17 protein-coding genes are annotated in these 22,407 nt (G+C 43.0%); 8 read left to right on the top strand and 9 right to left on the bottom strand.

The features are described 5' to 3' along the window. Positions 1-48: 48 nt before the first annotated feature. The 3 genes from garD to kdgD form a co-directional block, all read right to left on the bottom strand. Positions 49-1,572 (bottom strand): galactarate dehydratase, encoded by a 1,524-nt coding sequence (gene garD / locus QUF86_RS11805; RefSeq protein ID WP_289336216.1) that lies wholly within the window; start codon positions 1,570-1,572, stop codon positions 49-51. 129 nt (positions 1,573-1,701) lie between these two features. After that, on the bottom strand, positions 1,702-3,165 hold the full coding sequence (gene gucD, locus QUF86_RS11800; RefSeq protein ID WP_289334449.1) for an alpha-ketoglutaric semialdehyde dehydrogenase GucD: 1,464 nt from the start codon (positions 3,163-3,165) through the stop codon (positions 1,702-1,704). Positions 3,166-3,182: 17 nt separating this feature from the next. Next, positions 3,183-4,115, bottom strand: a complete 933-nt coding sequence (kdgD, locus tag QUF86_RS11795) for a 5-dehydro-4-deoxyglucarate dehydratase (RefSeq protein ID WP_289315141.1) — start codon at positions 4,113-4,115, stop codon at positions 3,183-3,185. 311 nt (positions 4,116-4,426) lie between these two features. On the opposite strand from kdgD, the gene QUF86_RS11790 reads away from it, so the two are divergent. The 3 genes from QUF86_RS11790 to QUF86_RS11780 all read left to right on the top strand — a co-directional run bounded on the left by QUF86_RS11790 (position 4,427) and on the right by QUF86_RS11780 (position 8,030). After that, the gene (locus tag QUF86_RS11790) at positions 4,427-5,788 is read left to right on the top strand and encodes an MFS transporter (protein ID WP_289315140.1); all 1,362 of its coding nucleotides are present in this window, start codon (positions 4,427-4,429) and stop codon (positions 5,786-5,788) included. 31 nt (positions 5,789-5,819) lie between these two features. Beyond that, positions 5,820-7,178 (top strand): glucarate dehydratase, encoded by a 1,359-nt coding sequence (gene gudD, locus QUF86_RS11785; RefSeq protein WP_289334448.1) that lies wholly within the window; start codon positions 5,820-5,822, stop codon positions 7,176-7,178. A gap of 150 nt (positions 7,179-7,328) precedes the next feature. Beyond that, complete coding sequence (locus QUF86_RS11780) at positions 7,329-8,030, top strand: FadR/GntR family transcriptional regulator (protein WP_289315138.1); 702 nt, start codon at positions 7,329-7,331, stop codon at positions 8,028-8,030. A 387-nt stretch (positions 8,031-8,417) separates the two neighbouring features. On the opposite strand, the gene QUF86_RS11775 is transcribed toward QUF86_RS11780, so the two are convergent. Next, complete coding sequence (locus QUF86_RS11775) at positions 8,418-9,176, bottom strand: SDR family oxidoreductase (protein WP_289315136.1); 759 nt, start codon at positions 9,174-9,176, stop codon at positions 8,418-8,420. Between the two features lie 189 nt (positions 9,177-9,365). Here QUF86_RS11775 and QUF86_RS11770 point away from each other — a divergent pair, with 189 nt between their 5' ends. Continuing rightward, positions 9,366-9,992, top strand: a complete 627-nt coding sequence (locus QUF86_RS11770; protein ID WP_289326221.1) for a TetR/AcrR family transcriptional regulator — start codon at positions 9,366-9,368, stop codon at positions 9,990-9,992. 89 nt (positions 9,993-10,081) lie between these two features. Here the strand turns inward: QUF86_RS11770 and QUF86_RS11765 are convergent, their stop codons facing one another. Beyond that, entirely contained in the window at positions 10,082-10,771 is a 690-nt protein-coding gene (locus QUF86_RS11765; RefSeq protein WP_289334447.1) for an alpha/beta fold hydrolase, read from the bottom strand. A gap of 215 nt (positions 10,772-10,986) precedes the next feature. Then, the gene (locus QUF86_RS11760) at positions 10,987-11,889 is read right to left on the bottom strand and encodes a LysR family transcriptional regulator (RefSeq protein ID WP_289315133.1); all 903 of its coding nucleotides are present in this window, start codon (positions 11,887-11,889) and stop codon (positions 10,987-10,989) included. Positions 11,890-12,011: 122 nt separating this feature from the next. Between QUF86_RS11760 and QUF86_RS11755 the strand changes: the two genes are divergently transcribed. Continuing rightward, positions 12,012-14,015 (top strand): YhgE/Pip domain-containing protein, encoded by a 2,004-nt coding sequence (locus tag QUF86_RS11755; protein ID WP_289334446.1) that lies wholly within the window; start codon positions 12,012-12,014, stop codon positions 14,013-14,015. A 311-nt stretch (positions 14,016-14,326) separates the two neighbouring features. Here the strand turns inward: QUF86_RS11755 and QUF86_RS11750 are convergent, their stop codons facing one another. Beyond that, on the bottom strand, positions 14,327-15,832 hold the full coding sequence (locus tag QUF86_RS11750; protein ID WP_483313913.1) for a DHA2 family efflux MFS transporter permease subunit: 1,506 nt from the start codon (positions 15,830-15,832) through the stop codon (positions 14,327-14,329). A 197-nt stretch (positions 15,833-16,029) separates the two neighbouring features. On the opposite strand from QUF86_RS11750, the gene QUF86_RS11745 reads away from it, so the two are divergent. Continuing rightward, entirely contained in the window at positions 16,030-16,929 is a 900-nt protein-coding gene (locus QUF86_RS11745; RefSeq protein WP_289334445.1) for a TetR/AcrR family transcriptional regulator, read from the top strand. 238 nt (positions 16,930-17,167) lie between these two features. Beyond that, positions 17,168-18,841 carry a ribonuclease J gene (locus tag QUF86_RS11740; RefSeq protein ID WP_289334444.1) on the top strand — a complete coding sequence of 558 codons (1,674 nt, stop codon included), beginning with the start codon at positions 17,168-17,170 and terminating at the stop codon, positions 18,839-18,841. Between the two features lie 49 nt (positions 18,842-18,890). On the opposite strand, the gene QUF86_RS11735 is transcribed toward QUF86_RS11740, so the two are convergent. Further along, positions 18,891-20,309: an amino acid permease gene (locus QUF86_RS11735; RefSeq protein WP_483313912.1), complete on the bottom strand. Its 1,419-nt coding sequence runs from the start codon at positions 20,307-20,309 to the stop codon at positions 18,891-18,893. Between the two features lie 72 nt (positions 20,310-20,381). Here QUF86_RS11735 and QUF86_RS28595 point away from each other — a divergent pair, with 72 nt between their 5' ends. Beyond that, positions 20,382-20,624 (top strand): hypothetical protein, encoded by a 243-nt coding sequence (locus tag QUF86_RS28595; RefSeq protein WP_353957656.1) that lies wholly within the window; start codon positions 20,382-20,384, stop codon positions 20,622-20,624. A gap of 62 nt (positions 20,625-20,686) precedes the next feature. On the opposite strand, the gene QUF86_RS11725 is transcribed toward QUF86_RS28595, so the two are convergent. After that, complete coding sequence (locus tag QUF86_RS11725; RefSeq protein WP_289334443.1) at positions 20,687-21,922, bottom strand: MFS transporter; 1,236 nt, start codon at positions 21,920-21,922, stop codon at positions 20,687-20,689. Positions 21,923-22,407: the final 485 nt, after the last annotated feature.

Below are 22,407 nucleotides of genomic sequence, written 5' to 3'. Positions count from 1 at the left end.
AAGGACAAACTTCCTCTTTTATAAGGAAGTCCGTCCAGAAAATCATTATTAGGTAATTGGAGCTGGATTGAATAATGCCAAATCATTATGCAGGCCCCAATGCTCTGCCCAGGTTTTCTTTTTACCGCTGGCCACTTCCAATATAAGGTGAAATATTTCCCACCCAACATCCTCTATGGTTGCTTCTCCAGTAGCGATAGTTCCGGCATTTATATCAATCAAGTCTTTCCATTGCTCAGCCAATGTATTTCGTGTAGAAACTTTGATGACGGAAGCCATTGCCAGATTATAGGGTGTCCCTCTTCCGGTTGTAAAAACTTGAAGATGGATGCCGGAAGCCAGCTGTAACGTTCCGCAAACAAAGTCACTAGCTGGTGTAGCTGCAAAAATCAGCCCTTTTTCCGTAGCCTTTTCACCTGGAGCCAGTACGCCAGATATAGGGCTGCCTCCTGATTTGGCAATGGACCCTAATGATTTTTCCACTACATTGGCCAATCCGCCTTTTTTGTTTCCTGGCGACGGATTGGCACTTCGATCGGCATCACCTAATGCGAGGTAGTCATCATACCAATCCATTTCCTTTATTAAAGCCTTCCCTACTTCTTCATTCACTGCACGAGGCGTCAATAAATGAATCGCATCCCGTACTTCCGTGACTTCAGAAAATAGAACGGTCGCCCCTGCTCTAACTAACAGATCTGTAGCATATCCCACTGCAGGGTTAGCTGTAACACCAGAGAATGCATCACTTCCTCCGCATTGCGTTCCGATGACTAATTCGGAAACTGGACATGTTTCGCGCTGCCTGCGGTTCAACTTCATTAATCGTTCTTCAGCCATTTCCATGATGGATTGGACCATTCCCGCAAATCCCTGCTGATCCTGAAGTGAAATGATATCCGAGTCGTCTCCGCTTGGATTTATTCTCATTGGAGAAAGCTTTTCACAGCCCAATCCAACTACCAAGGCTTCACCGCCGAAATTTGGGTGTTTCGCCAGGTTCTGAATCGTGCGAATGGGAATAACTGCTTCCGGTGCATTGATTGCGACTCCACAGCCATAGTTGTGATTCAAAGCGACAACATCTTCAACATTGGGATACTTCGGGAGAATCTCTTTTTTTATGCGGTTCACCACGAAATCCAGAACGCCTACTACACATTGAACGCTAGTTGTAATGCCTAATATGTTCTTAGTTCCAACACTGCCATCTTCATTGCGAAATCCTTGAAATGTATATCCTTCAAGTGGTGGTAAAGTTTTGGGTACATCATTGGCTACCGTTAATTCCTTTAAATCCGGGGATGCCGGCAGTATCACCAATGACTCATCAATCCAACTGCCCTTCCTGATTGATTCAGCTGCATGGCCGATAACTTCTCCATAGCGGATGATGGCTTCATTCTTGTCTATATCCATTAAAGCTACTTTATGACCTTGTGGTATTCTTTCTTTCAATTCTAGCCCACAAGGGAAAACGGTTCCTTGATCCAAGCCCCCAGTATTAACCACAATGGCGACATTGTCTATCGAATTTACCTTAATATAAAGCGGTACCTCCCTGAGTTGCATTTTAGTATCCACTTCACCACTCCCTTCATTATAAGAAAGCTAACAAAGATTCACGGGCCAGTTATCATTTCATTTCCGATATAATATCAGTTTAATAAAATGGTAACACACACACTTCTTCTTTTCCCCTTATTTGACAAACACCGTTTTAATCGATGTAAAAAACTCTTTTGCCGCTTCCCCTTGTTCCCTGGAGTGGGAGCTGGAGTTTTTCATGCCACCAAATGGCGCCTGCAATTCAACGCCTGCGCTTTCCGCGTTGACCCTGATCAATCCCGCTTCCATATCGTTAACAAATGAGAGCAAATGTTTAATATTGGCTGTAAAAATCGAAGCACTAAGTCCGTATTCCACGCTGTTCGCAAGTTGCAGGGCTTCTTCCACTGAATCAGCTTTCAATAAGGCAATCACCGGACCAAAAATTTCTTCCTGTACAATTGCCATATCTGACGTGCAGTTATCAAAAATCGTCGGCTCTACATAAAAGCCATTTGCCTGAGGGCCTTCTTCAGCACGCTTTCCGCCAATTAGAAGAGTAGCGCCTTCTTCCACTCCTTTTTCGATATAGGAAAGTACCGTATTTAATTGATTTTCGCTAGCACATGGCCCCATCCATGTCCCGCTGTCCAATCCATCCCCGATGGAAATGCCTTTCGTTTCTTCCACCAGCTTCCGCTTGAACTCTTCATAGACTTCAGCAGCAACAATCACACGGCTTGTCGCTGTACACTTTTGCCCCGTTGAACGAAACGCACCTGTAATGACTGCTTCCACAGCCAGATCAAGATCCGCATCTGCCGCTACGATTACCGGGTTTTTCCCACCCATTTCAAGCTGGTATTTCGCTCCACGTGCTAACGCCGCTTGTCCAATCCTTTTACCAACGCCGTTTGAGCCGGTAAAGGTAATCCCGTTAACATCTTCGTGATCGGCGATGCCCTGCCCGATGACACTGCCCGGCCCTGTGACCATATTGATTACACCCGTCGGTAAACCGGCTTCTTCAAAGCACTCCATAATCTTCGCACAAGTGATGGCCGTCTCGGTTGCGGGCTTCACCACAATCGTATTCCCATATACAAGAGCAGGGGCCATCTTCCAGATTGGGATGGCGATTGGAAAGTTCCAAGGTGTAATGACACCCACTACACCAAGCGGGACGCGTGTCGTGAACATAAGCGCTGAACTGTCCGTAGACGGAATGACATCTCCCACTTTACGCATTCCTTCTCCTGCATAGTATTTCAGGATCGCAATGCCGCGTGCCGTTTCCCCTTTTGTTTCAGCAAAGGTCTTTCCCATTTCCCGTGTTGCACATTCAGCAATTTCATCAATCCGCTTTTCAAGAACTTGAGCTACTTTATATAGATACTCCCCACGCTCAGATCCAGCTAGTTTGCGCCACTTATCTTTTGCCTTTTTTGCAGCTTCCACAGCCAGGTTCAAGTCATCCTTTGTAGATTTCTGTACATATCCGACAATGGCCTGTTTATCTGCCGGGTTTAAACTTTTTTCAACTTCATTTGAAATGGAAGCAACCCATTCACCATTAATATAATTTAGATGCGTTTTTGTTTGAACTGTAGTTATCATATATAATCCCGCCTTTATTAGATTGATTGGATGGTTGTTTCTTTTGGAAAACGATCTAAGGCATTCTCTAATATCGTTTGCATTTCTGCATAATGTTCTTTTTCAACCGGAAGAATCGGTAATCTGACTGTTTGCCCAACCGGCATTCCCATGATCTCCATACCTGCTTTAATGAGAGAAACGGCATACCCTTTTCGCTGACGGCGAATGTTGTTGATTGGCATGATGACCTGTTGGTAAATTTCATTGACCGTTTCTTGATCTCCACTCAAAATGCCATTATAGAATTTTCGTGAGATGTGCGGGATGTAATTGGATATCGCAGATGAGTATGAGTCAAAACCAAGTGGAACATAGGCCGACATGGTAACTTCCGCAAGCGGCATTCCGTTCAGCCAGCCGAAACGTTTTCCGAAGGTTTGTGTAAGCAGTCCATTCAACTCCATATTGCCTAGACCATCTTTGACGCCGACCACCTGCGGGACCTCCGCAAGCGCTTCCAAAGTTGAAATTGAAAGGGAAACATTATCACGCTGATATACAATCGAATTTAAGTCTGTACTCTCTGCGATGGCTTTGAAATAAGCCGCTAGACCTGCCTGTTCTCCAGTAACGAGATATGGTGGCAATATTAAATAACCATCCGCCCCTCTATCTGCTGATATTCTGGCAAGTTCCAGGGAAGTTTGAATGTTCCCCCCTACCCCTGTGTATACAGGTACTTTTCCACCCGTGACGGATACGGCCACATCCACCATCACTTCATATTCCTCTTTACTTAATGATGGATACTCTGCTGCCGCACATGCCACGAAAATGGCCTCGAGGCCTTCATCTAATAAAAATTGGATATTTTGGGCGAGTGCTTGTTCATCAAGCTTATTACTCGTCGTGAATGGAGCCACAGGAAAACCTAGGATCCCTTTAGGTGCTTTGCGAATCTTATTCATTATCGATTCCTCCTTGTGTATTATTATTTTATTGTAAGACAAATACACCAAATGGTCAATCGTATATTTTTTATTTTCTGAAAAATGCAAAATCAAATCAAACCTCAATAATTTCGCTTCTAATATATACAAAAAAAATAGATAATTAAGGAGCTAAAATGTAAAAACGAATTTACAAAAAACACATTGACAAACAATTTCATTTGTCTTACCATTGGACAAAACTAAATAGTTAGAATTTTCGCAAAGGGGGAAGCAACTACATTGTAAGCGGTATCAAGAAAATAAAATAAGTTTAAGGAAGTGAGTATATGAACGCTGAAGAAAAGGTTTTTCAAGCTTCTCCTATACTGCCAAGTGCACAGAAAAAAACACGCACACGATGGTTCATTGTCTTTATGCTCTTTATGGTCACCGCCCTGAATTATGCGGATCGTGCGACGCTATCAATCGCGGGTACGGACATGTCTGGTCAGCTTGGTCTCGATTCAGTCATGATGGGCTATGTTTTCTCCGCTTTCGCTTGGTCTTATGTAGCTGGACAAATTCCAGGTGGATGGCTTTTAGACCGTTTTGGCTCAAAAAGAGTTTACTTTTGGAGTATCATGCTATGGTCTACCTTTACGCTTTTACAAGGATTCCTCGGATTTTTCGGTTCTGCCGGAACAGCGGTCATGGTATTGTTCGGACTCCGTTTTTTAGTTGGATTGGCAGAAGCCCCTTCCTTCCCGGCCAACAGCCGAATCGTTGCTACCTGGTTCCCAAGCCATGAACGCGGAACCGCGGCTGCCACGTTCAATTCCGCCCAGTATTTTGCAACTGTTCTCTTTGCACCGATCATGGGTTACATTACGTATAAATTCGGTTGGGAATACGTCTTCTTCTTTATGGGCGCTTTAGGAATCGTCGTTGCTTTCATCTGGCTGAAAACGATTTATAGCCCAAAGGAACATCCGCGTATCAACAAAGCTGAGCTTGAATATATCGAAGCAGGCGGCGCTTTGATCAATATGGATCAAACCAATACAAATAAAGATGAAAAGAAAGGCGTCAACTGGAATCATATTAAGCAGCTTTTATCGAACCGTATGCTGCTGGGTGTTTATCTCGGACAATATTGCATTACAACGTTAACGTACTTTTTCCTGACATGGTTTCCTGTGTACCTTGTGCAAGAAAGAGGCATGACCATTCTTGAAGTTGGATTCGTCGCTTCCCTTCCAGCCATTTGTGGATTCTTTGGCGGCATTCTCGGAGGGACATTCTCGGATTTCTTGTTACGGAAGGGATTCTCATTGACTGTCGCCCGAAAAGTGCCAATTGTTGTGGGGATGATTCTATCGATGAGCTTGGTAGCTGCAAACTATGTAGATACGGAATGGGTTGTTATTTTCGTTATGGCGCTTGCGTTTTTCGGTAAAGGATTTGGGGCACTCGGCTGGGCGGTAGTGGCCGATACCTCACCAAAAGAAATGTCCGGTGTTAGCGGGGGGCTTTTCAACACATTCGGTAACATTGCAGGCATTACAACACCGATTATCATCGGATATATCATTGCTACGACAGGGTCGTTCAATGGGGCGCTAGTCTTCGTATGTGCTAATGCTCTTGTCGCGATTTTAAGTTATTTATTCCTAGTTGGTGAAATTAAACGTGTCGAGTTAAAATCATAGTCAATTAAATATTCTGGTAGGGGGAAAAATTATGAACAATCAATTGCTTAAGGATAATGTAAAAATCGGCACACCGGTCATTTCAGAAATGAGCGTCATTCCAGTTGCGGGCCATGACGGCATGCTTCTGAACTTGAGCGGTGCCCATGCTCCTTATTTCACCCGGAACATTGTCATTCTAAAAGACAATGCGGGTAATACGGGTGTAGGTGAAGTTCCTGGAGGCGAAAAAATTCGCCAAACACTCGAAGATGCCAAACAATTGGTTGTCGGCCAGTCCATCGGGACATACAACAACATTCTAAATACCATCCGTAAGCAGTTTGCGGACCGGGATGCAGGAGGGCGCGGCCTTCAAACGTTTGATCTCCGTATTGCCATACATGCCGTAACAGCATTGGAAGCGGCACTTCTTGATTTAGTTGGCCAATACTTGGACGTTCCAGTCGCTGCCCTTCTCGGCGAAGGACAGCAACGGGATAAGGTAGAAATGCTGGGCTACTTATTTTATGTAGGTGACCGTAATAAAACAGATCTTGGTTATTTAAGCGAACCTGAAGCGGAAGATGACTGGATCCGCCTCCGTCATGAGGAAGCTCTGACACCAGAATCGATTGTCCGCTTGGCAGAAGCTGCCCACACTCGCTATGGATTCAATGATTTTAAATTGAAAGGCGGGGTTTTGCGCGGGGAAGAAGAAATCGAAGCGGTGACGGCACTTGCGGAACGCTTCCCTGAAGCCAGGATCACCCTTGATCCAAATGGCGGCTGGCTGCTGGAGGATGCGATTAAGCTTTGCAGGGATCAGCATCATGTTTTAGCTTATGCGGAAGATCCATGCGGAGCGGAAAACGGTTTTTCCGCCCGGGAGATCATGACGGAATTCAGGCGCGCAACGGGTCTTCCCACCGCAACGAATATGATTGCAACGGACTGGAGGCAAATGGGGCATTCCATTCAACTTCAATCCGTGGACATCCCTCTTGCCGATCCGCATTTTTGGACGATGCAAGGCTCCGTCCGTGTCGCTCAAATGTGCAACGAATGGGGATTGACATGGGGATCCCACTCCAATAATCACTTTGACATTTCACTTGCCATGTTTACACACGTTGCAGCAGCAGCGCCAGGCAAAATCACTGCGATCGATACCCATTGGATTTGGCAGGATGGTCAACGCTTAACAAAAGAACCTTTTAAAATTGTCGGCGGAATGGTGGATGTTCCTTCCAAACCCGGACTTGGAATTGAATTGGATATGGAACAAATCGAGAAGGCGCATCAGCTTTATAAACAAAAAGGGCTTGGTGCCCGTGATGATTCAATCGCTATGCAATACCTGGTCTCCGGATGGAAGTTCAATCCAAAATTACCTTGCCTTGTCAGATGATTTTTTAAAGGAATGCATGCGTCACTCTCTTAAGAGCGGCGCATTTTACTTTTTTTGGACATAGGTCTACATGCAAATAAGTTTATTATATTATATAATTAGTCTTACAGTAGGGTTACATATAGGAAGTCACAGAAAAGGGGTTACATAATGGAAGAATCGTCAAAGAAATTAGGCGTACAATCGGTACATCGCAACACTCTTTCACAACAAGTAGTGGATCAAATTGTGCATCTGCTCGTCACTGGACAAATGAAAGCGGGTGACAAACTGCCTCCTGAAATGGAACTTATGAAAGAACTTGAAGTAAGCCGGCCGGTTTTACGGGAAGCCCTCAGTGCACTTGATACCCTGGGTGTCATAACACGGAAAACGCGTGAAGGAACCTTTTTTAACGATAAAATCGGAACTCATCCATTCTCTGTCATGCTGGCGCTGGCTACCGATAATTTACCAGCAATCATCGAAGCACGAATGGCATTGGAATTGGGATTGGTAACAATGGCTGCCGAGAAGATCACCGACGAACAACTTGAGAAATTACAAGTTACGATCGACACGATTGCCAATAGTGAAGACAACGATTATGGAGAGGCTGATAAAGAATTCCACAAAATCATTGCTTTAAGCGCGAACAATCCCATTATCGAAGGGATGATCGATTCCTTATTGATTACCCATAATAAAATAAACAGCCTGATTCAATTCAGGGAACGGGAGTTGACTGTAAAATATCATAAAGCAATCTATGCGGCACTTGCAGCACATGATCCCCATGAAGCATTCAACCAAATGTACAAGCACCTTGATTACGTTCGTCAGAAAGTCCTTCAATATTCTCACGCAAAATAATATATCGTTTGTTAGGACGCAGCAAACTAATGGATCACTCAATGATCCAATTTAATAGGAAAAGTGGATTTTTTCAGGGAACCAATTTTGCTTCCAAGATTTCAGAGTTCATCTCATCTTTTAAATCCAATTGATAGCATAATTCTTTTTGAGAAAAACTGGATAGTAGTTGAACTATCCAGCCCCCACTTATCCAGTTCGATTGAAATGACAATGTCAGGACTCCCGAATGAAGTCGAAACCTTCCTCTTGCAAATTGTCTAACTAACCAAAATCCCCATCCAATGAACCTGCCAATGACCCACTCAAAAAAATGCATCCCTGCTTATTGGCAGGAATGCATGTATAGTCTCTTAGTTTTTGACCATCCTCTTTTTAATATACGGCTTAATAAGCACTCCAGCCCGCATCTGCAGTGATGACAGTACCATTAACAAAACTGGAATCGTCAGAAGCCAGGAACAAAGCCACTTTAGCGATTTCTTCAGGTTTGCCATTGCGTGGATTGATAGCCATACCCAGTTGTTGGCGGGATGCGCCAAACTTATTGATATTCGTCATGCTGGAACCAATATTGGTTTCAACTCCACCTGGTGCTATTGCATTGCAGCGAATGCCTTTATCTGCATACATGAAGCCCGTGTTTTTTGTGAACCCAACCACTGCGTGTTTAGAGGCAGTATATGCTGCGCCTGCTCGAGCACCATATAAACCGCCAGCAGAAGCAATATTTATGATGACCCCTTTTTGTTTTTCTAAAAAGATTGGTAAAACCTTTCTAGTCGAACGCATGACGCTTGTCGTGTTAATTGCAAAAATCCGATCCCATCCAGAATCCTCTATATCCCCGGCAGGTTCCATGCCATCCATGATACCCGCATTATTCACCAAAATATCAACCGTACCATACGTACTGACCGTGGTATCGATCAAATGTTGAATATCTTCTTCTACCGCTACGTTCGTTTTAATGGCAAATGCCATTCCGCCATTCGCTTTTATTTCTTCTACCGTTGCATTCGCACCATCGAGATTTAAATCCGATACGACGACTTTAGCACCTTCTCTAGCATAATCTATAGCAATTTGTTTCCCCATGCCTGATGCTGCGCCAGTCACTACTGCAACCTTGTCTTGTAATTTCATTCAAACTCCCCCATTCATTCTAGTGAAGTGATACTTATTGTACAGATGTTCATTAACTACCTTCCCATATAGTATAATTAGTTTCAGCAGGCTTATACAATCAGCAAATGATGACCTCGATGTTGAACAATGAACAGAAAGAGTTATATTGTTTATCAAAAGTACAATAACGAACAAAGGGTGAAGAAAATGTCTAATAATAACACTGGGATTGATAGAAGGATCAGGAAATCCAAAAAGGCTTTAAAAGAATCCCTCATATCATTAATGCAAAATAAGGATTTCAGGGAGATATCGATCACTGACATTGTAGAACTCGCCGACCTTAATCGGGGTACATTTTATAAACACTATCAGTACAAAGAGGAACTGCTTGAAGAGGTCATGGAGGATGTCATAGCTGATTTGATCATATCTTACCGGGAACCTTATAAAGATGTGGATACTTTCACCATCAATGAACTGACGGCTTCCGTCATCAAAATATTTGAACACGTAGCTAACTATGCAAACATTTATACCCTCATTCTAAAGTCGAATGCATGGCCAAAATTACTAGAAAGGATTTGTAATGAATTAAAGAAACTCCCTTTAGAGGACCTAGAAGATTACCGGCCGAACCCAAAGATCAATACAGAACTTGCCTCCAGTTACCAAGCTTACGCGATTTTAGGCATGATAATCGAATGGGTCAACACTGGATTTAAATACAGCGCTGACTATATGGCTGAACAGCTTCTGGAAATCATTAATAATAAGCCGGTAAACGCCGTTTATAAAATAAACCAAACATTGAAAGATTCCAGGCAAAAATAAGAGGGCTGCATTGGCAGCCCTCCCTCAAAATGCTATTTGGATGGAATTTAATCATTTATCTATTAAAAGGGCCTTATAAGTAGGTGGATTCACGAAATAAGAAAACTTCTCACGGCAGCTAAGAAAGCTGGTAAATTATCATCATGCACAAAGTGCCCGGCGTCCTCAATCGTCACCAATTCACAATTCGGAATAAGCTCGGAAACTTCCTGTAATTTGTTTTGGGGAATATGACTCGCCCCACCTCCTATAACAAGAGTAGGCATGGTAATCTCCGTAAGACGTGCCCACCATTCGGGATTGGGTTCATTCAGTTGCTGTAGAATCGAAGGCACCACTTGCCAATCAAACGGCAGGGGGCCAGAAGGTCTGGAAGGAAATTCGATTGGTTTATCCGAAAAAGGAGGAGGCGTGTCTTCGACAATCAACCTTTCTATCCTCGAAGGATAAGTTTGAGAGAAAAGATAGGAAACCGTTCCCCCCATGGAATGACCCATTAACGAAAACCTTTCCAAATTCATAGCATCCGCAAAATGAAGCAAATCATCGCACATCAATTCAAAACTGTATGTATCAGTTCTCGAACTCCCACCGTGACCCCGTTGATCTAAAGCTAATACGCGATAATTTCCCCCTAATACGGCAGCCGCTTGATCCCATGATTCTGCACTTTTCCCCAGCGCGTGAAGGGCGACAAGCGGTGGTGCGGAACGTTCCCCACTCTCCCGATATTGAAAAGTGAGGCCATTCAACTCAATTTGATTAACCCGTACTTCCATCTCCATTCATCTCCTAAGATCGGATTTGTCATTTTGAACCCGATCTATTTAATAAAAACCTCCTAAAATACTATGTTCACTATAATTAAATTATACTTTTTATGCCTTCACCCATTTATTCGACCTAGATCCACTAATTTCGGCCTTCATCCCTTCTATTCCGGCCCTCATCCGATTTATTCGACCTTCGAACGGTCAATCCTGCCTCTGTCCCATTATTTATCCATCAGCCTAGCAGAGTTGACAGCAGCGAAGTAATCCATGACAAATAAACGAAATTGCTTGGCTACTGGTGTGAAGTAGCGTTTTTCTGACCAGCCGAGCCCAATGGTTCTTTGACAGGCAGGCTCGGTTATCCGGATTTTATGGGATAATGATCCAGTTTGGTGGAGCCATGTCAATTCGGATACGAAGGCGACGCCCAATCCTTTCCTGACAAGGTCCGAGATGACAGCAGGTTCATCTCCTTCGAATGCGATGTGCTGGACAAATCCAGCTTCGAGGCAAAATTGGTCGGTTAGGTTTCGGAATCCGAAGCCTGTGTTCATACTTATGAATGGTTCATCTTTCACTTCATGGAGTTGAATGCTTTCCCTGCCTGCCAGCCGGTGATTGGGGGGCACGATCAGATATATTTCTTCGGTAATCAGCGGTTCCCACTTTAATTCGGGGCCTTCAATTGGAACGGATGATATGCAATAATCGATTTCCCCTTCAATTAGTAGCTGTTTCATGGATGATATGGATTTTAGGAATTGTTGAAAACGGACATCCGGGTATTGAGATAAAAATGTACCCAATAGATCAGGCAGGACCCTGGGAATGGTAACGGCCAAGGTGATGTTCTTTTGGTCTTGATCTGTTAATTCCTCTATTTCGCGCCTTCCTTCTTTCAGTTCCGCGAAAGCCCGTTCGACCCGGTTCAAGAATATTCTTCCGGCTGCATTGAGCCTGATTTTCCTGTGTTCCCTATCGAAGAGTGCGACTCCCAAATCCTCTTCTAGGCGGGATATGGTTTTACTGAGGGATGGCTGTGCAATCTGAAGCTGTTCCGCAGCCTTCGTCATATGTTCCAGTCGTGCTACGGTTTGAAAGTACTTCAGCTGTAAAATTTCCATTTTCCCACTCTTTTCACATAGATTTAAATCTATTATTACATAATCATTTATGTATTATACAGTATCTTAAAAAGCCTTTATGATGAAATAATCTCATTTAGTTAGAAAGGGCAGGCTCTATAATGAAAGGTTTACAACTTGTACTTCATGATATAACAGCAATGTGGAAACATAAACACGGGAGAATCGCGTTGATTTTCCTTTTGGTCGTTCCGTTGATTTACTCAGGTTTCTTCTTGGCAGGATATTGGAACCCTTATGGAAAGTTGGATCAGCTCCCGGTAGCGGTGGTCAATCTCGATAATGGTTCGGAAATGGACGATAAGCCAATCGAGGCTGGAGATGATTTCGTTAAGCAATTGAAGAAGCAGAAAGAATTGGACTTTCACTTTGTTTCGGCAGAGGAGGCTAACACAGGCCTTGAAGAAGGTACCTATTATATGGTTGTCACGATTCCGGATGATTTTTCGGAAAATGTCACGACACTAATGGATGAAAAACCGGAAACGGCCAAACTTTTATATACGGTCAATCCAGGTAAGAACTTCGTTGCCTCACAGATCAGCACAACTGCTGTTGAAAAGATGACTGCAAAAATCAACGCAAGCATTACAAAGGTATATTCGGAAGGCATCCTTTCGAAATTCCAGGACGTTTCTAAAGGCTTGGCGGATGCCGGGGATGGAGCGGAAGAGATTCATCTTGGAACGGCGGATGCGAAAAGCGGCAGTGAGAAATTGACTGATGGCATTCAGGATTTGAATGATGGTGCCCAGAAGCTGCAATCAGGCAGCACCAAGCTCTTGAATGGACAAGAAGCCTTGGCTGATGGTGCGGAAGGATTAACATCAGGTTCCCAGAACTTGTATTCCGGCATGAAGCAGCTAACGGATGGACATCGCTCATTGGAAAATGGGATGAATGAAGTAAGTCAGGGTGTTGAGAACTGGGCAGCCGGAAATGCAAAATTGATGCAGGGGCAAGAACAGGCTGCCGATACAGCGAATACTCTTAAGAGACAATTGGATGCCTATATCAAAAGTCATCCCGATGCAATGAAAGATCAAGACTTCAAGCAAATCCTTGCCCTATCGGAAGGCTTATCAAAAGCAGCCACCACTTTAAATGCCGGACAAAAGCAATTGGGCGAAGGTGCAGCTAAAGTGGCAGATGGCCAAGGCACCATTCAATCGGGAATGAAAACCTTTGGTGATAAAATGGCACAAGCTACCTCGGGTGCTAAACAATTGAACGAGGGGTCTGAAGAATTCGGGAATGGATTCTCTAAATGGACTAATGGTTTTTCCACTTTAAATACCGGAATCGATTCACTAGCTGACGGCAGCAGCCGACTAGCCAGCGGATCTACGGAACTTCAAGACGGACTGGCTTCATTGGAAACGGGTTCAAACAAGTTATCTTCCAAGCTAAATGAAGCTGCGGATAAAACGGCCAGTCTTCAGTACGACGATTCGACCACCTCGATGTTCTCTGAACCCGTGCAATTGGTCCAATCCAACCTGTCGGAAGTTCCTAACTATGGAACCGGGATTGCCCCTTACTTTCTGTCATTGGCCTTTTATGTAGGCGGCATCATGGCTTCCAATATCTTGCCGCTTGGCCGCAGGCAGAATCTTAAGGTTACCGGAACCGTCCATTTCACGAATAAACTGGGGCTGGTATATGTAATCGGCTTGATTCAGGCACTTCTAGTGGATGCAGTCGTCCTGCTTGGATTCCATTTACATGTGGCCAGTATCCCTGTATTCATTCTATCAAGCATCATCGTTTCATTTACCTTCATGACGTTCATTCTTATGTTGGTTACCGTATTCGGAGTGATCGGCAAATTCGCGGCCGTGACCCTTCTCGTATTCCAATTGGCTACCTGCGGCGGAACATTCCCAGGCGAACTGGGCATGTCGATATTGACGAAAATCGGTCAATTTTTGCCAATGGCCCACTCACTCAAGGAGCTTCAAGAGGTCATCTCATTAGGCGGCTGGGAAAACTTGCGAACGCAGATTTGGATCCTACTTGCCTATCTCGTTTCTGCAGCGATCATTGGCTGGATAGCGAGTCATATCCAGCATGCAAAGGCGACTTCAGAGGAAGTGACATCCTGATGTAAAAGAGCGCATTGCCAATGGCACTGCGCTTTTTTGCATACATAAAGTCAGAAGTGAACTCACGGAAAAAACATACTAACGGATGAGGCTTATGGATCGTTGGTCGAATTATATTGGGTGTAGGTCGAATTATTCCGCTGTGGGACGAATTTTTTGGTGGTAGGACGATTTATCCCGTTCTAGGTCGAATTATTTCCATCCCGGGATTTAAATTGGGTGATAAACCAAACTAAATCGGCTGAAGTTTAAACAAAGCCCCTATGCTGCCTGAGTATTCAGGTGACATAGGGGCTTTTTGCTTGTTTCCTTTAAGCGGTTTGATCTTCTTTCACAGCTGGTTTTTCTTCAGCCGGCCATGCACGCTTAATGAATAATGTCAGAATCAGTGCCACAGCAGCAATGAAGGTAGATACAAAGAAGGAGAAGTTAATTCCATCGAGCATCGCTTGCATCCCGATTTGGGCCTGCATTTGTTCCATCATCTCAGCAGTGGGCTGGCTTGTTAATTTGCTCATCGCTTTGGTCATTAAACTCTCACCAGAAGATGCTGCATGGTTAGACATGACCGTAACAAGCAATGCCGTTCCGATAGCGCCTGAAATCTGGTTCAGCGTGTTATTCATCGCTGTACCATGCGGGTTCATACGGGCTGGCAGTGAGTTCAATCCATTTGTCATGATTGGCATCATTGCCATGGATAGTCCGAATGCACGTACGGAAAACAGGATCACAATATGTGTATAAGAAGTATCCATTGTTAATTTACTGAAGAAATACGTTGTGACCACGGTGATAAGCAAACCAATCGATGCAAGCACGCGAGCACCGAATTTATCGAAGAGCTTTCCGGTGATTGGTGACATGATGGCCATTAATAGCGCTCCAGGCAGCATCAGCAATCCTGAATCGAATGGTGAAATGCCACGGACTGTTTGTATATACAGCGGCATTAAGATCATCGCTGAGAACATCGCCATATTCAGCACGATTGAAATCGTTGCGGATAAAGCGAACATCGGATGTTTGAAGATCTTGAATTCAAGCATCGGTGTTTCCATTTTAAGTTGGCGTGTAATGAAAAGGATCAGGGAAATGGCACCGACAATCAGTGTTCCATATACCCAAGGGCTATCCCACCCTTTGCTGCCTGCCGAGCTGAATCCGTAAAGCAGACCGCCAAAGCCCAAGCTAGATAGGATGACTGATAATTTATCAATTTGAATATCGACTTTTTCCTTTTTGTCTTTAAGTTTAAAGTAGCCGAAAATAAGCACTAGTAAAGCTAGCGGAGTAATGAAATGGAATAGCATTCTCCAATCATAATGTTCGATGATCCAGCCTGAAAGCGTCGGCCCGATTGCAGGGGCAAACATCATGACTAAACCGAATAATCCCATTGCCGAACCCCGTTTTTCAACAGGGAACGCAGTTAAAAGCACGTTCATTAATAACGGCATCATAATTGCAGAACCTGCAGCCTGAACCATACGTGCGCTCAATAATAACGGGAATTCATGCGCAACACCTGCAACGATCGTCCCGATTGAGAATAGGAGCATGGCTGTCAGGAACAGATTACGCACCGAATATTTTCTTATTAAGAAAGCTGTTGTCGGAATCATGATTCCGTTCACTAGCATGTAGCCCGTCGTCAACCATTGTACTGTGGAAGTCTCTATCCCCAGGTCTATTTTGATTGATGGCAGTGCAATATTCAAAAGGGTTGAATTCAGTATCGATATAAACGCCGCGACCATCAGTATGATCAAAATGCCATACGAACCCTTTTTTTCAGTTGTTTGTGCAGTACTCACTTTTTATCTATTCCTCCATTCAAACTATTGGTTCATTTAATTGTACGAGTGGTATAATCCAATCTCATAAAATCAATAATATACCCCTAGTTCATTTTTTGCAATAAATATTTACTGGTTAAAATAAGGGTTTGTGCTGTAATGGAAAATAGAGTACGATTACATTTATACAAGCAGTATAATGAAAATTAGGTGATATGATGAATAATCGAAGGCAGAATGTCATCGACACGGCTCATAAGCTGTTTATTGACAAGGGCTACCAAGCCACGTCCATCCAAGACATTCTTGACGGCAGCGGTATATCAAAAGGTACATTTTATAATTATTTCCCTTCGAAGGGTGAATTATTTATAGCGATTTTCCGTTCCTTCTATACAAAGATTCGCCATGAACGGGAAAAACTGTTGATTGGTCAAGATTCCGCAGATATTGAAATTTTCATCCGGCAGCTCGAACTGCAGATGATGGTGAACAAGCAAAGCAAATTACTTATCCTGATCGAGGAAGTCCGTGTCTCCAACGATGAAGAATTAAAACAATTCATCAATCAGACGCTATTGTTGAGCATACGTTGGATGTATAACCGTTTTCTCGATATATTCGGGGAAAGCAAAAAACCCTTTCTTTTAGATAGCGTCATTATCTTTCATTCGATGATGACCCACATGAATCATTTTAGCTATCGTGCTAATGCGGCCGGTACACCGGACATACAAACTATTCGCTATTGCATGAACCGAATTGTCCATTTAGTCAATGAAGTGGCTGAAAGCGGAGAACAGATTCTTGATCCGGAACTAATGGACACGTGGTTTCCCAACTTTAAAAACCATCTTGATCCTTGCCATAATGATTTGCTGAACGCCACCGCGGAATTGAAAAAAGCGATAAACAAAGCTTTTCCTTGCGGTGAAGATCGAACAAGAGCGATCGAATTGGTCGATTTTATCCAAGATGAGCTGATGCAGGCAGACAAACCGCGAAAATTTTTGATAGAAAGTTTGTTGAACTCTTTAAAGACTCAATATGCAGAGCAGGTCCAAGGATACATTGAGACTTTTGAGGAAAGCATCAACTCTTGCTTGAGCCAATGAAGGAACGAGAGCGGATTCTTCTCTAATGAGGATGGAATGGTTTACTCATGCACCTACTGAAAACGGTAGGTGTTTTTTTTATGAGCATTAGTAGCTTGTTAACGCATGTTTCTCAGCCCTCCTCCCTTTAAGGTTTGGTTTTTAATTGCTTGGGAAGTCATTTTAAAAAAGAAGTTGGTTTTATAAGAGGGGCCTAAGGAAACACTATCCTTATTATATTAAAGGGAGGTCTAGCTATTTGAGTGTGAATGAAAATGCTTTGTCCATACTGGCTCTAGGCGGAGTGAATGAAATCGGTAAAAACATGTATGTGGTTCAATATTCAAACGATTTGGTCATTATTGACTGTGGTGCAAAGTTTCCTGATGAAAGTTTATTAGGAGTCGATTTGATCATTCCTGATATTACCTTTCTTCAGGAAAATAAGGAGAAGATCCGGGCTTTAATTGTGACTCATGGGCATGAAGATCATATTGGCGGTATCCCCTATTTCTTGAAAAAATTGAATGTACCGATTTATGCCACACGTTTAACACTTGGTTTGATTGAATTGAAATTAAAAGAACATAACCTTTTGGGTGATACTGAATTGATCCAGATCGACTCGGATTCAAAGTTGGAGTTCGGGGAGTTGCGTCTGGACTTTTTCAAAACGAATCATAGTATACCCGATTGCCTTGGAGTCACCATGCATACTCCGGAAGGCACGGTCGTTCATACAGGGGACTTTAAATTTGACTTGACTCCCATGAATGATCAGTATCCTGATATTCATAAAATGGCGAAAATCGGGAGTGAAGGTGTACTGGTTTTATTATCTGAAAGCACGAACGCAGAACGTCCCGGCTCAAGTCCCTCGGAACATCTGGTTGGCAGCCATATTGAAGAAGCCTTTATGCAGGCTAAACAGAAAGTTTTTCTTTCAACCTTCGCTTCAAACGTCAATCGCGTTCAACAAGTGGTGAACGCTGCTCAGAAGACAAACCGAAAATTGGCCTTACTTGGACGGAGCATGGTGAACGTCGTATCCGTTGCCATCGAGCGCGGCTACCTCGACGTTCCTGAGGGGATGCTGATCCAAGCACATGAAGTCGATAATTATGCTCCTGAAAGAGTCGCGGTTTTATGTACGGGAAGTCAAGGAGAGCCGTTTGCTGCCCTGTCTCGCCTTTCCAGTTCGAATTATCGGGATATGAGTATCTTAGCTGGTGATACCGTGATTCTTGCCTCCACTCCAATACCGGGAAATGAACGCGATGTTTCACGCATCATCGACAACCTGTTTCAACTGGGAGCCAAAGTCATTTACGGATCTGGAACTGTAACAGGCATGCATGTTTCCGGTCATGCCTATCAGGAAGAGTTAAAGCTCATGCTTACCCTGATGAAACCTAAGTATTTCATACCCATTCACGGGGAGTATCGGATGCTGCACCAACATCGACTACTAGCTGAGTCTGTCGGGGTGGAGACGGACAATACTTTCATCATCAATAATGGCGATGTCGTTGATATTGAAAACTCGGTCGCCCGTCAAACGAGAAAGGTCGCTGCCGGCAATACCTTTGTTGACGGTGTGGGCGTTGGTGATGTTGGAGAAATCGTTCTGCGGGACCGTAAGCAGCTCTCCGAAGATGGGATGCTCGTAATCGTCATAACACTAAGCAAGACGGAAAGAAAAATAGTATCAGGACCCGATACCATTTCCCGTGGATTTGTATATGTTCAAAATTCCGAAGAGCTCCTGAGACATGTAAATCGTCTTGTTACGAAAACGGTCAACGATTTACAAAGTGATAAAATATACCGATGGAATATCATTAAACAAACCATAAAGAAGGAACTGGGGCAATATCTCTTTACCCAAACTAAGAAAAAACCAATGATCCTTCCGATAATCATTGAGATTTAGCGCCAACACATAAAAAGGAACTAGACTTCATATAGTCGAGTTCCTTTTTTCAATCCAGTTCCGATTTACTGGCTCTTGCGGCCATCGCCTTGTTCTTATTCCAAACCTTGAACTTCATGAAAACGGCAGCAAGACCGATGATCACGATGAATAAAAGGCTGATGAAGAACCCTGGTCGTATTTCTTTTTCAAGCAGGGTACCACTTACGGCGGCTAAAATTAAAAGAAGTCCGAAAACGGCCGTAATCTTACTCCACATCTTATTTTCCAAGATTTTGAATGAAGAAAGAATGATGAATGCCCAGTTATACAAAAGTAATATTCCAGCAGATGTTGTAATGTATTCATAAATCTTGCCTGGCAGGAGCAGGGCAGTAATGATCGATCCTAAAAGACCTAAGGCTCCAAGCCCCAGTGAGGGCAGTGGAAGATCCTTGAATTTCTTGATCTTTTGCATGAATACCGAGGGTGCATTCCCATCATTGGAGAGCGTTACCAATAGATTGGTTACACCAAATAGTGAAGCGGTCATCGTCGAGAATCCGGCAATGATGATCGCACCATTAAAAACGTGCGGGAAAAATGTCAGGTGATAACTGTCCAATGCCGAAACGAATGGACTTTCTTTTTCACTGAATGCCCCTAACGATATCATGGTCACGGCTAATCCCAATGAAACGACATATATTATAGTAAGAACCAAGAGCATGATTGTCCCTGCCTTTGGCGCATCTTCTTTATTTTTAAGCTGCATCGCCATCAGTCCAATGACCTCAATGCCGCCAAACGCATAAAAAGCATAGATAAGGGATGTCCAAAACCCTGTTAGCCCTTTTGGGAATAATTCATTGTACGTATTAGGAAATGAGGGCGGTTTCCCTCCATTAAGACCAAACCAGCCGAAAACGGCACATATTGCAATAATGATAAACATTGCGATCGCTGCTGTCTTAATTACCGCAAGGATGTTTTCCACTCTGTCGAACCCTTTTGTTCCCAGCAATACCACCACGATTGAAACTATGGCAAAACCTGATGCAAATAGCCACAGCGGTACTTTAGGGAACCAAAATTGTGATAATAGCGAAAGCGCAGTAAGTTGACTTCCCATGATCAATATATTGGAGGACCAATAATTCCAGCCACAGCTAAAGCCAGCCCATCTTCCAAATGCTTTATTGGCATAATAACAAAAAGAACCCTCTTGAGGATCGGCTGCCGTCATCTTAGCAAGCAGATTATAAACGATGTAGGTACCTAGTGCAGCCAATAAAAATGAAAATACAATGGATGGCCCCGTCGTTTTAATCCCAATGGTCGATCCGAGGAAATACCCTGTCCCGATCGTACAGCCTACACCGACCAATGATAGCTGCCACCATTTCATATCGCCTTGTTGTTCACCTGATGCCTTGGAATCTTGACCAGCCTTCCCTTTCGCTGAACTGCAATTGGCTTTTGTTGTCATAACATTACCCCCTTCCATCATTCATAGTGTTGATAATGCCACAATGAATTATGCAAGGAAGAATCTTTCCAGATGATTAATCAAATACCCTATGTAATAAACTTAAGCATTAAGAATTATGTTAGGATGGCAGCAAAATTAATCCCAAAGCCGATCAGTGATGATCCAGAGATGATCGAAATCGCCATTAAGCTTTTTTCATTTAAGAACCTGCGAAATCCATTCGTTAATGCCTCTACAAAAAAATCCCAGCAGGTAAGACCAAGAAAAATCATCCCGCGAGGGGATAACACATTTCACGCGAATTACACATAAAAAAATCCGTGTGGAAAAACCCGGCTTTTTAGAATTTTCCTTGGTATGCTTTTCGAAGCCTTTTAGCTAACAGCTGCTTCTTTTTTATCTGAACTAATGAATTTCATAACAATCAATACAATGCATATGCCAATGATTCCCGAAATGATATAGGTCATATTGACATGATTTTTCATGACAAGGGACATAACCGGCGGGCCTGCCGCAACTCCGATGAACCTTGATGACATGTAGAAAGAGGTAATCGTCCCCCGCTGTTCCTTTTTTATATTTTGAGTGATGATTGCGTCGAGTGTCGGCAATAACGCACCAATTGCTATGCCAACTAGGCTCGTTATGAGTAATAGAAGGAAAACCTTTTCTTTTGTAAAACCGACAAAAACAAGGCTGATAGAAAGGACAGCTATACTGATCATGATGATCATTTTCATGATTGGTAATTCTCCCTTGATTTTTTTCCCTGCAACATAAGAAGATACACAAAGGAAAAACAGCGGGATCGCTATCACGAAACCTTTTTTGACTCCATGCAAATCATGGACTTTTTCAAGGTTGTCAGACAAAAAGAAAAGAACACCGAACAAAACCAACATGACAAATACACCAATCAGGAAAACTGTATATAACCATTTTCCCTCCTGCTTGAATATTTTTTTCGTATCATGCCAGAATTCTTTAAATTTCTTCGGTTCATCCTTCTCCTTTGGTACCTTTATAAAGAAAAAGACCAAGACAATAGATATTAAACTGAAGAATGAAATCGAGAAGAATGGTAAAAACCAGATAAATGCGGCAAAAAGGGAACCCAATATTGGACTAAGGACTTTACCAAATGTATTCGAGGTTTCAATGATACCCAAGCAAGAACTGGTTTTTTCATCATCATCCTTGTATAGGTCCCCCACTAGAGGCAAAATAATCGGCGAGGCTCCAGACGCACCAATCCCTTGCAATACTCTCCCAATGATGATCCATGTATAGGGATCATCCATTTTCCATGATGCATAACCCGCGATCAAGCCGCCGATCAGGGCAAGGACAAGGCTTGGCAGGATCACCATCTTCCTTCCGAATCGATCTGATAAATAACCAGCAATAGGAATTAAGAAAATAGATGCAACAGAATAGCTTGTAATCACCATACTTGATTGAAATGAAGATATTCCCACCTTTTCCTCGAAAATCGGCAAAACAGGGATAAGCATTGAATTTCCTAGTGTCATTACTAATGGAATCGATGCCATACTGATGAGACACCACACGCTCACATCATTTTTTTGCTTCTCATGACCTTCCATACTTACACTCCTCATCCATTATAAAAGCAACTTATTGCATAAAAGGTAACATATCTGTGTAATCAATTTGTTGTGCATCATTTTTTAGATGTCTTTAATTATTATGTTATAGGGCAATAATATTTATTAGTGCCAAAATTACCCCTTTAGGACTTCCCCCTTCTAGTTTGCCTCGACTTTAAAATATGGATTCATTCTACTTTAAACCAAAAAACCCATTCTTTAAATGAATGGGTTTCCCTGCATTTCAAATGTCACTCGATTACGCGCTTCCTAACATGTATCCTTTCGCATTCCTTCGAGAGTCCCTGCTATTAATCAGCTATCGTGTTTAACTATAAAAGAATAATATTCTTTTCATTGCAATCATTTACTATTTGGTCATTCCATACCGAAACCTGAACCTCGCCAATATGTGCTTTCTTCAACAAAAACATGCATAAACTGGATTGGCCTATACCTCCACCTATTGAATATGGAAGATT

Origin of the sequence: Peribacillus sp. NJ11, from assembly GCF_030348405.1 — a bacterium.
GTDB lineage: Bacteria > Bacillota > Bacilli > Bacillales > DSM-1321 > Peribacillus.
Note: the sequence above shows the minus strand (reverse complement) of the source record. Positions and strands in the feature narration are given on the sequence as shown.

Excerpts from the sequence above, each read along its gene's own strand:
- garD (WP_289336216.1), bottom strand. The coding sequence starts at position 1,572 with ATGCAACTCAGGGAGGTACCGCTTTATATTAAGGTAAATTCGATAGAC.
- gucD (WP_289334449.1), bottom strand. The coding sequence starts at position 3,165 with ATGATAACTACAGTTCAAACAAAAACGCATCTAAATTATATTAATGGT.
- kdgD (WP_289315141.1), bottom strand. The coding sequence starts at position 4,115 with ATGAATAAGATTCGCAAAGCACCTAAAGGGATCCTAGGTTTTCCTGTG.
- QUF86_RS11790 (WP_289315140.1), top strand. The coding sequence starts at position 4,427 with ATGAACGCTGAAGAAAAGGTTTTTCAAGCTTCTCCTATACTGCCAAGT.
- gudD (WP_289334448.1), top strand. The coding sequence starts at position 5,820 with ATGAACAATCAATTGCTTAAGGATAATGTAAAAATCGGCACACCGGTC.
- QUF86_RS11780 (WP_289315138.1), top strand. The coding sequence starts at position 7,329 with ATGGAAGAATCGTCAAAGAAATTAGGCGTACAATCGGTACATCGCAAC.
- QUF86_RS11775 (WP_289315136.1), bottom strand. The coding sequence starts at position 9,176 with ATGAAATTACAAGACAAGGTTGCAGTAGTGACTGGCGCAGCATCAGGC.
- QUF86_RS11770 (WP_289326221.1), top strand. The coding sequence starts at position 9,366 with ATGTCTAATAATAACACTGGGATTGATAGAAGGATCAGGAAATCCAAA.
- QUF86_RS11765 (WP_289334447.1), bottom strand. The coding sequence starts at position 10,771 with ATGGAAGTACGGGTTAATCAAATTGAGTTGAATGGCCTCACTTTTCAA.
- QUF86_RS11760 (WP_289315133.1), bottom strand. The coding sequence starts at position 11,889 with ATGGAAATTTTACAGCTGAAGTACTTTCAAACCGTAGCACGACTGGAA.
- QUF86_RS11755 (WP_289334446.1), top strand. The coding sequence starts at position 12,012 with ATGAAAGGTTTACAACTTGTACTTCATGATATAACAGCAATGTGGAAA.
- QUF86_RS11745 (WP_289334445.1), top strand. The coding sequence starts at position 16,030 with ATGATGAATAATCGAAGGCAGAATGTCATCGACACGGCTCATAAGCTG.
- QUF86_RS11735 (WP_483313912.1), bottom strand. The coding sequence starts at position 20,309 with ATGACAACAAAAGCCAATTGCAGTTCAGCGAAAGGGAAGGCTGGTCAA.
- QUF86_RS28595 (WP_353957656.1), top strand. The coding sequence starts at position 20,382 with ATGATTAATCAAATACCCTATGTAATAAACTTAAGCATTAAGAATTAT.
- QUF86_RS11725 (WP_289334443.1), bottom strand. The coding sequence starts at position 21,922 with ATGGAAGGTCATGAGAAGCAAAAAAATGATGTGAGCGTGTGGTGTCTC.